The following is a 13,029-nucleotide window of genomic DNA, read 5'->3' as shown; positions in this document are numbered from 1 at the left end:
ATTAGTAGTTTATAAATTTATAACCACTTCCGTAAGCAGTCTTGATATATTTTGCGGTATCACTCGTCATTTTTTTTCTCAAATTATTGATATGTACATAAATAAAATCAAAATTATCCATAAGGTCACTATCGTCCCCCCAGAGATGTTCTGCAATTATTTCTTTTGAAAGCACCCTTCCTTGATTGGTTATAAAAAACACCAAAAGATCATATTCTTTTCTGGTTAACGATAGGGGGACATCGTCTATATAAGCCGTACGCGATTTTGTGTTAATCTTGATCTCGTTGAATTCTATAGTTTCGTCCCCACCAAATTTTCCTCTCCTTAGCACCGCCTTGATCCTGGAATTCAATTCGGCTAAATGAAAGGGTTTGGTGAGGTAATCGTCTGCACCCAGATCCAAACCTTCTAGCTTATCATCTAGCGAATTGTTGGCTGAAATAATGATCACTCCTGCCCTCTTTTTACCATTTTTCAACTCCTTTAATACTTCTAAGCCACTACCGGTAACTAGATTGATATCCAATATAATTGCATCGTAGTCGTAAAGGGCTACCTTCTCCAAAGCCTCATCAAAATCTGAAGCTACTTCACATACATTGGCATCCCGCTCTAAATAAGTTACTATGGATTGTTGTAGATCCAATTCGTCTTCAGCAATTAAAAATTTCATGATGTGTGGTTTTTAATATATTTTCAGTTTTAAAAAGGAATTGACAATTTAAAATTATATTATTCCTTTATCAATTTCAGGATTGTAGGCAATACAATTAAGAGTAAAGGTAATGCAAACACCAATCCCCCAATCACCGCAATTGCTAAAGGTTGATGCAGTTGTGCGCCTGCTCCAATTCCCAGTGCTAATGGCATTAATGCCATAATTGCTGCAAAAGCGGTCATTAATTTGGGTCTTAATCTGGCTGCTATAGCATACTCTATCTTTTCCAGATGGGACATAGACTTATCACTATCCTGATATTGCCTGTAGGTAAAAATGGCATTTTCCCCTATAATCCCCACAATCATTATAATCCCCGTATAACTTCCCACGTTTAGCGGAGTGCCCGTTAAATATAAACTCAACAAACAGCCTGCAACTCCCAAAATGGCGATGCTTATAATTGCCAATGCAATTTTGATCCTTCGAAATAAGAATAGAATAACAATAAATACTAATAGAATTGCAGAGATCAAGATCATCATCAATTCTTTAAATGCTTTTTGTTGTTCCTTATAAGCGCCTCCATATTCTATAGTATAACCCGAGGGCAAACTCACGTTTTTGGTAAGGGAAGCTTGAATTTCCTTTAAAGTAGAGCCCAGATCGCGATTATCCAACCGGGCAGTCACTACGCCCATAGATTTTTGATTTTCCCTATTGACCTCTGCCACCCCTTTCCCGACTTCTATACTAGCAACATTATTTATGGGAACACTCGCGCCATTAGGCAATAGAATAGATGTGTTTTTAATATCTGCTATGGAGGTTTTGTATGCATCCGGATAAATCAACCTTATATCTACAATTTGTTCCCTATCTAACATAGTACTGACCACAGTACCTTCTATCTGGGTTTGAAGCTGAAGTTGAAAATCTGCCGGAGTCATTCCATACTGAGCCAAAACAGGGACATTTGGAATTATGGACAAGGTAGGACCCGCCACTACAATTCCATCGAACACATCGGCAGTTCCAGAAACTTTTTCGATCTCTGCGGCAACCTCCATAGAAATAGCTTCTATTTTTTTTACTTCGTTCCCAAAGATTTTCACCTCTATAGGTTGCACAGAGCTCATAAGATCTCCTAACATATCTCCAATTACCTGTCCAAAATCTACCGTAAGTTGTGGTACCGCAGCTTCTACTCTTTTTCGTATTTCATCGGAAACCTCATCTGTGGTAGTATTTCTTTTATCCTTTAGCTTAATTAAATAATCTCCTCTATTGGGTTCAGTAATAAAAAATCCCATTTGCGTTCCTAATCTGGCAGAATACGCTTCTACTTCCGGCTGGGTATCCAAAATCCCATTTAATATTTGAAGCATCCTATCGGTTTCTTCTAAAGTGGTACCTGCCGGACTATTATAATCCAGTACAATACTACCTTCATCCATTTCCGGTAAAAATCCAGATGGTAAATTTGAAGGAATAATCGCTAAAATCACAATACAGACAACTAGGAAAGAAACCCCAATTATAGGTCTCCTTAAAACACTATGTATCCACTTGGTTTTAGGTTCGTGTTTTCTTTCTTTGGATTTCTTTCCTGCAAATAAAATAGAGAATACAGGAACTATCAACCATGTGACTACAAAAGATGAAGCCAAGGCGATAATCATACTAAAAGCCATTACCTGAAAATATGCCCCGGCAACTCCCGTCATTAAAACAAAAGGAATAAAAATCACCAATGTACTTAAAGAGGAACCTAACATAGCAGGGAAAAGATGCTGAATAGCCTCATGTGCCACCCAAGAAATTGGTTGATCGGGATGTTCCTCCCGTATTCTATGGATTTGCTCTATAATTATAACCACATCATCTATCATGAGCCCAATTGCCGCTGCCACTGCTCCAAGCGTCATGATATTAAAAGTGTAGTTTACCGCATCTAAAACAATTAAGGTAAGGGAAAGTGAAACCGGGATGGTAAACAAAACTACCATACTAGCCGAAAACGACCTCAAGAAAAAGATAACTACCAATAACGCCAGCACCAATCCAATTAGAAGTACATCTTGAATGCTTTTAATACTTGTATTTACAAAATCTGCTTGCTTATAATAAGGCTTTAATACCACCCCTTTTGGTAAGGTTTTAGATAGCTCGGCAACTTTTTGTTCGATACTTGCATTTACATCTATTAAGTTTGCGTTGGGTTGTTTTATAAGAGCATGTTTAAAAACAAATTTGGGTGAAAGTTTGTAAAAAAAGTTGGGCAGTATAAACTTTGTAGTTCACAAATAAAACAGAGTTTATGAAATCGAGATACACCCGATCGACTGCCCAACAGTGGGAAATTATGAAAAAATTCCTTCCCGTTAAAATCAAGGGCCACTATAAGTTGCGCGACATTGCCGACGCCATCCTTTGGATATTGCGCACCGGCTGCCAATGGCGGAACCTACCGGAATGCTTTCCCAAATGGGAGAGCGTCTACTACCATTTCAGGAAGTGGGGCCGGGACGGCACCCTTTCAAGGCTGAACGCAGGGCTGAACATGATGGAGAGGAAGCGGCAGGGAAAGGGGGCAACACCCAGTATGCTGTCGATCGACAGCCAGTCCGTCAAGGCGGGGCCGATGACCTCCGAGTCGAAGGGCATCGACGGGAACAAGAAGATAAACGGACGGAAACGGCACGCGATCACCGATACCCTCGGCCTGGTATGGGGCGTTGTGGTAGGCGCGGCGAACCAGGCCGACGGGGCGGTGGCCGAGAGGGTGGTGGAGCCCCTGTTGGGCTATCTGGACCGGATGGAAAAGATACTGGCCGACCATGCCTACAAGAAGGTGTTCATGGAGTGGGTCGAGAGGACGGTAATAGGGCTGGAAGTGGAGATCTCGTCATGCCCGCCATCCTCGAAAGGCTTTGTCCCGGTAAAGTGGAGATGGGTCACCGAAAGGACCTTCGGGATCTTCAATTTCTTCAGGCGACTGGACAAGGATTATGAAAAAACACCGGAAAGTCAGGAATATTGGGTATTGTGGCAGAATTGTCAGATTATCCTCAATAGAATCGAATGATTCTTGTGAATCGTTTTTAAACATGCTCTAACTGCAATAATAGGAACATTCTTTCCATTAGCTAAAATTTTCACATATTCCTTAACCTCACTTATTTTGATTTCTGCAACGTCTTTCAACCGTATTAATCTATTGGGACTATTAATGATTACCAATGACTGAAGATCTTCCAGATCGTCTACAGCATTATCGGTTAACGTAAGATACATGCGGTTATAATCTGTTATATAACCATTAGATTGTAAAACATTGGAATTTACAATGGCATCCTTTATAGATGTAATGGAAATTCCCAAAGATTTAATAATATCTGGTTTTAAAACAATTTGATATTCCTTATCCTTTCCTCCTATAACCGCGATATCCGATACCCCGGGAGCTGCAGCTAAGTAAGGTTTAATTTGATATTTCGCGATCTTCTTAAGATCTACTTGAGATAAGTTATCTCCCTCCAAGGAATATCCCATAACAGGCAAGATCGAAGGATTCATTTTTTCTACCGAAAATACCGTGTTGGGCAGAATGCCCCCTTGAGATTGATTAATAAAAGATTCAATCTGGGCTTTAGCGGTATTTATATCGGTATTCCAATCTAAAAACACCGATATCTCACAGCTCCCTCTGGACGTTGTACTTCTTATGTATTGTAAACCTTCCGTTCGCCGAATAATGTTTTCCAACGGGATGGTAACCGTAGTTAGCATTTTATCTACAGGTTGCTGCCCGGCATCTGCAATTACCTTGATCTTTGGAAAGGTGATATCCGGAAAAAGTCCTGTTTTTAAATTTGAATAAGAAAAAATTCCACCAGCTAACAGTAAGATTGCAATGGCTAAAAGCGGAAATTTATATTTAGAATGAAGATCTTTCATTAATTGGATTTGCTAACAATGGTGGAATCCTGCATTTGGTATGCGCCTTCCGTAATTATAATATCATTTACTTTTAATAATCCGGGAGCTATCTGAACCAAAGAATCATTTCTTAGCATTGGGATCACCTTTTGTTTTATCGCCAAGGAATCTTGAACAACCTTCATTACCCAGTATTCTGTGAGTAACTCATTGGTTTGTAAAGCAGAATTTGGAATACTTAGGGCATTTACAGCTTCCCTATATACCGTTCTCACCTGTACATTCAAATTTTCAGGCAGATCTGTATCCGGTAAAGCAATTAAAAATATTTGAGCTTGTGCAACAGGATCTATCGTTGGTAAACTACCTGTGATTTTGGCGATTATGGTTTCTTCATTTTGAAGCACGATCTCGCAAAGTGTTCCTATACTCACATAATCTTCATATTCATAAGGGACATTTACCTGAATTACCAAAGATTTAGGTTGCACTACTGAAGCTAATATATCTCCCTCTGCAATATAATCGTTGGAAGTTATTTTCAATTCAGAAATAACCCCAGAAACATTGCTCCTAATAACTATAGGGCTAATAAATTTAGAAAGGGAACTATCTATTTTTACAGCATCTTTTAGGGCATCCTGTTCTTTTGTTCTCACACTTGCAAATAGCTGTCCTTTGTTAATTCTGTCGCCAATTTTAAAATTCATTCGAGATATATAGCCCGTAACATTCGCCCTTATATTCTCCTTTTTCTGATACTTGCTAACCCCATTAAAAGTGAGATATTCCTTGATATCGCTTTGTTGTACCAAAGTAGTCTCCACTGTAATTGCAGCTTTTTTTCCTGAAGTGGTTTCAACTTTATTTTTACATGCCAAAAAGAACATGATGAAAACAGGGATATAAATACTCTTTATTAATTTACCAGTCATATTTTACCAGTTTATAAAATTATACTCACTCTGTAAGAGCCAATTATTGGTTTGCATTTGTAATTTTGCATATACATTCTGTTTGTAATTTTGAACAACATTCAAATAATCTACGATCGAAATTTGGCCTTGTACCAATTTCCCTTTATAGATCCCTAAAATATTTTGCTGCTTCTTCAGTTGATTCTCCAGAGCCATTTTATTTGCATTTAGCGCTTCCATTTGCTGTGCTATATTCCTTAAATTATTGGCATACTGAACATTGGAATTCTGCTTATAATATTTTAAATTATCTTGTTTTAATTGAGATTGTAGGGAATTGATCTTTCGTTGATTTCCATCGTAAATAGGGATAGTTAAGCGCAAACCCGCACTAGCTCCAATTTTATGCTCAATATTATTAAGTTCTACCGCATTAAGTCCGCCATTAGCATAGACACTAACTTGCGGCTTATACTGATTTTCAAAAACTGCTCGATCTGCTTCTAATTGTAGGCTATCATTTTCAAAACGTTGTTCATAGAATTTTTTTAATGGGGATTCAATTTGTTCAAAATTGGGAATTGTCAATTCATCAACCGCCTCCACTGGAAATCCGCTCAAAGTGTATAACTGATTTATAGCAGTAGTAAAGGAGCTTTCCAATTGTTGCAATTCCAACTTTTTTCCTTCAACATCCAGCTCCAATAACAAATAGTCACTTTCCATTAAGATCCCTTTTTTGACCAACAATTCCACCACTATTAACCTTGTACCCATGTCTTTTAAAAGTTCACGGTTAAATTTTTCTTGTAGCTGAAGTTGGTAAGCAATTATATAAGCTTCAGAAATGTTTTTTATTAAGTTGTGCGAGAATTCTTCCGAAGAAAGCACCAAGGAATTGTTGCTAATTTTGTTCTGAAAAAGAAGGTTGTTTAAAACAGCTTGATTAAAAAGGTTTTTGGTGATATTGATCTGGGAGGAATAAAGTCCACCATTGGTAATTCCCACATCGTAACCAAATGCATTCGAGGATGGTGTGGTGGTTATAGCCAATGCGCTACCATTATTATTAAAGTAAGGTGCAACCAACACTTCTGAAGTGGCATTTACTTTAAAGGCATTATTTTGAGATTTTATAAGATCATTTTGCAACTTTCCAATTTCCTGAAGATTTCCATTTTCTAAAAGAGCAGGAGCATTTTTTTGCCCATTTTCAATAAAATAATCCAGGCCTACTTTTTGTTGGGCGTTCAAAAATGAAGTGAATAACACGAAAAGTAATAGTAAACTAAACTGCTTCAATTGGTAGAAATTAAGGTAAATAAACAACCAGAATACCCCCTGTAATCAATTTTCAGATTATGAAATATCTATGATAAATTGTGCCTAAAACGAGAAGGGATGTTAATAACGGTAAAGTCACACCTCTTCTCCCTTAGGACTTAGAAACATATAAATCAACGGTTAGGGTATTTTAATTAATGTAAAATTAAACCTGGAATCTAAAGATATATTAAAGTTGAAAAAGCGAAATAGCTTGGAGGATACGTCAAATAATTACTCTTACCTCCCCTAAATCCTGGACACTAAATGGAAAAGAATCTCCTGGAGAACCAATAAACATAAAATGAATTGGGATTTTCCAACGTTTTGAAAGTTCCTCGATTTTATCTGGTCCAAACTCCCCAGGTTCTTCTATAAATTCTATATGGAGAGCTGGGTAAGCCCTATTCAAGACATCGATATCATTTTTCAAATTTTTAGCGACCACATCCCCTTCCTTTAACACAGTTACTATTTTTATCTTTCTGGTGGTTTCATTTTTCTTAATATAGAGCATAACTTTATTCAAGTTTTCTACATTATCATGATTTGTAAAAAACACAAATTGCTGAGAAGATATTTGAGCTAATTTTAATTTCACCTTTTGATTTATTCTTCGGAAAAGTCTATTGTTCTCAGGAAACAAATACATACCCATTACTAGAAACAATTTGAAGATATATCCTCTATAAAGCATAAAAAATATAACTCCCAATGTGGGGATTAAGTATTCTATAAAAATCAACAAGTATGATGGGTTTAAAAAGATATTACCAATTATAGCCGCAATAATGGCGGTAATTGCAATGAAAAGCGCTAACCAGCTTGCTCTTTCGGGTCGGGGAAGGCTGGATCTATTAACTTTTAGCAGTAAATTTCCAATTCCAAACAATGCCATTACAGATAAAAATGCGATGGTATAAACTCCTGCTAATTTGGCCAAGTTACCTCCTGTTACAATTAAAATTGAAGTACATAACACAAAGAATAATATGTAAATAAGATAAGAAGTATTTCTTCTATTTTTCTTCAATAAAAACTGGGGTAAAATTCTGTCTAAAGCCATACGTTCCATAAGGCCTCCCACGCCAACAAACGAGGTTAGTACCGCACCGCTTAGCACTAAAGAAGCATCTAAACCTATTAAAAAGGAAAGCCAGTTCCCTCCAGATATTTCCCCTAAAAAAGAAAGCAATGCATCTTGATTACTGTTTACAACATCTATTGGAATTAATGCCAAGGCAAGAAAAGCGATAAGTGGATTAAAAACACTTACGACAATCCACATATTACGCAGTGTCTTTGGGAATACCCCAGGTTTTTGTTCTTCCACGAAGTTAGCAGAACTTTCAAAACCACTTATACCCAACATAGCCGCCGAAAACCCAAAAAACAAAGCCTGAACAATACTTCCTTTAACAGGAACATGAAAATTTGAGATTAAAGTTTCAAAACCATTATTAAAAAAATAATAAAGACAAAATCCAGATAACAAGGTAAGAGATACTAAATGAAAAAGAAATATTGCAATAGCTACTTTAGAAGATTCTCCTATCCCTATAATTACCAATCCCATAAAAAGCAATAAAAGTGCGATGCTTACAGGTAATATTGGAATCTGGCCCCAAATACTATAAGCATATTTCACAGCCTCACTGGCAGAAATTACCGCCGTAGCCATGTACGACAACACTGTGAGCGCAGCAGCAAGAGAGGCCGTGGATTTCTTTGTTGTATTTAATAAGGCATTGTAGGCTCCACCGTTTAGAGGCAACGCACCCACCATTTCCCCATAAATTTTTCTGAAAAGAAAAAGAACTCCCGTGACCATAAGCAGTGAAATCCAAGCATACTGTCCGGCATAAAAGATGGCTAAGGCAGATACATAAAGACATGAAGAACTTATATCGTTACCACAGATGGCAGTAGCTTCGAGCTGATTTAATTTTTTGGCCTTTGATTACTTTAAATACATAACTAATTTAACGAGTAATACTTAAGCAATTTTAAAGTCGGCGGTATTTAACTTCCGGCGTAATCTTTTTTTTAATCCAATTTCAATTATTGACTTAGGCACTTTGTTATTAGTAATAAAGTCATTATATTAGGGCAAACAACTGTTGAAATTATGGAGCAAAGATTTAAAAGCCTATCTCTTTTCGAGTTTCAGGAACGGTATTCCTCGAAAGGAGACTGCCTCGCCTATTTGGCAGAGCTAAAATGGGGCAACGGTTTTTTATGCCGTAAATGCGGGCATGGGAAATCCTGTAAGGGCGTGCCAGCTGCTTCGCGGCAGTGCACCAGTTGCAATTATACGGAGTCCCCGACTGCCAACACACTTTTTCATATGGTCAAGTTCGATCTTGTCAAGGCGTTCTACATAGTCTATTTCGTGGCCACAAACAAAAAGGGCATCACCTCTACCGAACTCAGCCGAAAATTGGAGCTTAGGCAAAAGACCTGCTGGTCTTTCAAGCGCAAGGTCATGAAGGCCATGAAAAGCTCTGGAGACCACCCCATAACCGGAACCGCCGAAGTGGACGAAACAGTCTTTGGTGGACAGGAAGAGGGGGGTGCGTGGAAGAAAAAATGGGAGCAAAAAGCTCGTGGTAGTTGGTATTCAGAAAAAGAAAAAGGGCGTTTCAAGGCTCTACGCCCGAGAGATATCCCATGCCGATGCAGCATCGTTGGGTGATTTCATGAAGCATCATATCGCTGTAGATGCCAATGTGACCACTGACCAATGGTCAGGTTATGGCCCCTTGGCCAAGGTCTTCGAGAATCTAGTGCAGATCCCGTCGGGAAAGAAAGGAGCCAATTTCCCCGATCTCCATAGGGCTATAATGAACCTCAAGGGATGGCTCAGGGGAATGCACCACCACGTCTGGGACCTTCAGGACTATTTGGATGAGTACTGCTATAGGTTCAACCGAAGCTTCAGGAAGGAAGGAATATTCGAAAATCTTATGATACGAATGGTAAACGCATCGCCATGTCTTATAAAAAATATTAGTAATTAAGTGCCTAAGTCAATTCAATTATAATATAATTTTAAAAGAAAATATGGATTGAAGAAAGTTTCCAGAAGGCTTCTTTAGATTCTTTTTAGAATTATTACATACATTTGTTTACAATACTTAAGAAAACCATCCAATCTAGATTTAATGCCTGAAGCACTTACCGTAATTGTACCCCTTTACAACGAAGAAGACAATCTGAAACGTGTAGAAAAAGAACTTTCCGAATATATTAAAATAGCACATGTTCCTACACAAGTTTTATTTATAAATGATGGATCTAGCGATAATAGCCAACAAATCATTGAGGAAATTTGCAATGCGAACCCAGATTTTCAATTTATTAGTTTCGTAAAAAATTGTGGCTTAAGTGCAGCCATTAAAGCCGGCTTCGATCATGTGGAAACTTCTTTAACCGGTTATATAGATTCCGACCTTCAAACGGACCCAATGGATTTTAATCTTCTGCTAGACCATCTTGTGGGCTACGACCTTGTGACCGGCTATCGGAACAATAGGAAAGATTCTTTCGTAAAAAATATGTCTTCAACGATTGCTAATGGAATCCGAAGAACCTTTACCAATGATGGGATGGATGATACGGGATGTCCCTTAAAGGTGATAAGAACAGATTATGCCAAGCGCATACCAATGTTTAGGGGATTGCACCGGTTTTTACCTGCAATGATCTTGCTTCAACAGGGAAAGATCAAACAAGTACCAATAAAGCATTTCCCAAGAATGGCAGGAACGGCACATTTTGGGGTTTGGAATAGGTTACTTGGGCCCTTAATTGACTGCTTTGCCTACGTATGGATGAAGAAAAAATACATCAATTATAAGATCGCTAAAAAAGGATGAGCAATTGGATAATTTATAGTGTTGGTTTTTTGGCACAATTGCTATTCTCTGGGCGCTCTGTATTTCAGTGGATATTATCTGAAAAAAGCAAAAAAGTGCTCACACCCTCACTTTTCTGGAAAATGAGTTTGGTCGCCTCTTTCTTAATGTTCCTCTACGGATATCTAAGAAGTGATTTTGCCATTATGCTTGGGCAAACCCTTACCTATTTTATCTATATAAGAAATTTACAATTGCAGGGGGAATGGCTCAAATTAAATAAATATCTCCGGTTTTTACTCTGGATCTTCCCTATATTGATAGTTATTTTGGGATATAACAACAACATTTATGATGCAGAACGACTGTTTAAAAACGAAGCCATCCCATTTTGGTTATTAATGCTTGGAATAGTATCCCAAGTTGTTTTTACGCTCCGGTTCATCTATCAATGGATCTATTCAGAAAAACAAAAAGAATCTATACTACCATTAGGGTTCTGGCTACTTAGTTTTACAGGATCTTTCCTAATTATTGTTTATTCGGTATTTAGAGTAGACCCAGTTCTATTCGCAGGGCATGCTTTTGGAATTGTTATGTATGCACGTAATATGGTGATCTTACGTAGGCAGATACGATCTGAGAGCCGGGAGAAAAATGTCTTTTGAAAGTCATTAGATTTATACTAACTACTATGAAAGTAAAACTATTTACATTACTATTATTATTGTTCGTGGTATTTAATATTGGTCTTGGAAGTTTTGGGTTATCCGAAACAAGCGAGGCCAGATATGCCGAAATAAGCAAGGAAATGGTTATTAGTGGGGATTATTTGCATCCAACCTTATTGGGTATTAAGCATTACCATAAGCCACCACTCACCTATTATATAAGTTCTTTAGGATATGCTATTTTTGGCATAAATGAATTTGGCGCGCGATTTTTTCTTGGAATTGCTCTCCTTTTACAAATTTATCTAGTCTTTAGGATTGGGTACTTATTATTGAAGGATGAAAAAATAGCTTACGCAAGCGCAGTAATTTACAGCTCTTTCCCAATAGTTCTTATTGCTGTGAGGAACCTAACCACCGATGCTTTTTTAGTAACATTTATTTTGTGGAGCATTTACTTATGGCTTAAATACCAAAAAAGCAAAAAACCTATGGATTTATATGGCTTTTTTACGGTCTTGGGATTAGCATTTCTTACTAAAGGCCCTGTAGGTTTAATTCCTTCGTTGTTATTTATTGTATGTTATAAATTTTACTATAAAGAAAAGATCAAGTTTTCTTTGCCTGTACTGTTTGGAGCTATATTAACGTTGGCCATTTCGGGTTCTTGGTTTCTCGCTATTATCTTGGATGATCCTAAAGTCTGGGATTATTTTATACAGGAACAAATTATAAATAGGGCCACAAATGCCGATCAGTTCCATAGAAGTCAGCCAATTTGGTACTATCTTCTCTTGGCACCTGTATTAGGATTACCCTGGGTAATTTTTATTATCACTTATCTTCTAAAGAAAATAAAATTGGAGTGGAAACAGTCCCTGCTTTTAAAAATAATTTTAAGTACTTCTGTGCTTTTGTTTATTTTGTTTTCCCTCTTTTCCTCTAAATTGATCTTATATATCCTGCCAATATTCCCTTTTATTGCATTGTTGGGAGGAATGCTGCTTTATAAATTTTCAAAAAAACAACTGGGATATTTTATAAAGTGCTATTATGCGCTATTTATAATACTCATCCTCGCGTTGATCTTTTCTTTCTTTTATGCTGAAATAGAAGTGAATTATCTTCAAACTTCCTTTATAATTTTTCTTGCAATTGCATGTTTGCTATATTTTCTAAAGGTTTCCAAACAAAATACAACTTCTAAGCTTTTACAGTTGAGCGTTGGTTTTATAGTATGTTTATTATTGGTTCATACAACCTTTGCTTCCAGTAATCCAAACATAATTAATTCATTTAAGTCCATATCAAAATTTATTCAGCAAGAAAAAGGAGGTACTATTAGTGATGTAATTGTGTATGATGACCTGCTCCCTTCAGCAAAATTCTATTTAAATAGCAGCATTATCACAGTTCATGACAATAATTACAAAACCATTCGAGAAATCCAATTTGAACATAACACCACTTATAAGAAGAATATTATCAACCTTAAAGATCCTTCAGGATTAAGTAGGTTCAAGCACTTGTTTCAAGGAAGGGACCATGTATATATAGAACGAAAAAAGTCTCCATTAAACGACTCGTTGAGCTATCTATTGGAGACTTTTACTCATAAAGTCGAAAAAGGCAAATGGGTGATTTATTATTAATCCCAA

Annotated in this window: 10 protein-coding genes and 1 pseudogene; 5 read left to right on the top strand and 6 right to left on the bottom strand. The window is 37.2% G+C overall.

Annotated elements, in window-relative coordinates; all coding sequences use genetic code 11:
- Position 1: 1 nt before the first annotated feature.
- Entirely contained in the window at positions 2-676 is a 675-nt protein-coding gene (locus JM83_RS13285) for a response regulator transcription factor (protein ID WP_144962659.1), read from the bottom strand.
- Between the two features lie 59 nt (positions 677-735).
- The gene (locus JM83_RS13280; RefSeq protein ID WP_261376899.1) at positions 736-2,892 is read right to left on the bottom strand and encodes an efflux RND transporter permease subunit; all 2,157 of its coding nucleotides are present in this window, start codon (positions 2,890-2,892) and stop codon (positions 736-738) included.
- Positions 2,893-2,981: 89 nt separating this feature from the next.
- Here JM83_RS13280 and JM83_RS13275 point away from each other — a divergent pair, with 89 nt between their 5' ends.
- Complete coding sequence (locus tag JM83_RS13275; protein WP_144959460.1) at positions 2,982-3,749, top strand: IS5 family transposase; 768 nt, start codon at positions 2,982-2,984, stop codon at positions 3,747-3,749.
- Here JM83_RS13275 and JM83_RS13270 read toward each other — a convergent pair.
- The 4 genes from JM83_RS13270 to JM83_RS13255 all read right to left on the bottom strand — a co-directional run bounded on the left by JM83_RS13270 (position 3,722) and on the right by JM83_RS13255 (position 8,749).
- Entirely contained in the window at positions 3,722-4,621 is a 900-nt protein-coding gene (locus JM83_RS13270; RefSeq protein WP_261376466.1) for an efflux RND transporter permease subunit, read from the bottom strand. The two genes, JM83_RS13275 and JM83_RS13270, sit on opposite strands and share 28 nt — an antisense overlap.
- Entirely contained in the window at positions 4,621-5,538 is a 918-nt protein-coding gene (locus tag JM83_RS13265; RefSeq protein ID WP_144962658.1) for an efflux RND transporter periplasmic adaptor subunit, read from the bottom strand. The genes JM83_RS13270 and JM83_RS13265 overlap by 1 nt, the downstream gene beginning before the upstream one ends.
- Before the next feature lie 3 nt (positions 5,539-5,541).
- Positions 5,542-6,822 (bottom strand): TolC family protein, encoded by a 1,281-nt coding sequence (locus JM83_RS13260; protein WP_144962657.1) that lies wholly within the window; start codon positions 6,820-6,822, stop codon positions 5,542-5,544.
- A 247-nt stretch (positions 6,823-7,069) separates the two neighbouring features.
- Complete coding sequence (locus JM83_RS13255; protein ID WP_409994706.1) at positions 7,070-8,749, bottom strand: APC family permease; 1,680 nt, start codon at positions 8,747-8,749, stop codon at positions 7,070-7,072.
- A 222-nt stretch (positions 8,750-8,971) separates the two neighbouring features.
- On the opposite strand from JM83_RS13255, the pseudogene JM83_RS13250 reads away from it, so the two are divergent.
- From JM83_RS13250 to JM83_RS13235, 4 genes and pseudogenes are all read left to right on the top strand, one after another.
- Positions 8,972-9,863: pseudogene (locus JM83_RS13250) on the top strand (IS1595 family transposase).
- 144 nt (positions 9,864-10,007) lie between these two features.
- Complete coding sequence (locus JM83_RS13245; protein ID WP_144962655.1) at positions 10,008-10,721, top strand: glycosyltransferase; 714 nt, start codon at positions 10,008-10,010, stop codon at positions 10,719-10,721.
- A complete protein-coding gene (locus JM83_RS13240) occupies positions 10,718-11,368 on the top strand; it encodes a lipid-A-disaccharide synthase N-terminal domain-containing protein (RefSeq protein WP_144962654.1) in 651 nt (216 codons plus the stop codon). The genes JM83_RS13245 and JM83_RS13240 overlap by 4 nt, the downstream gene beginning before the upstream one ends.
- 26 nt (positions 11,369-11,394) lie before the next feature.
- Positions 11,395-13,023 carry an ArnT family glycosyltransferase gene (locus tag JM83_RS13235; protein WP_144962653.1) on the top strand — a complete coding sequence of 543 codons (1,629 nt, stop codon included), beginning with the start codon at positions 11,395-11,397 and terminating at the stop codon, positions 13,021-13,023.
- Positions 13,024-13,029 lie beyond the last annotated feature (6 nt).

Origin of the sequence: Gillisia sp. Hel_I_86 (assembly GCF_007827275.1) — a bacterium.
GTDB lineage: Bacteria > Bacteroidota > Bacteroidia > Flavobacteriales > Flavobacteriaceae > Gillisia.
The sequence above is the reverse complement of the archived record's forward strand: the minus strand, read 5'-3'. Positions and strand labels throughout refer to the sequence as shown.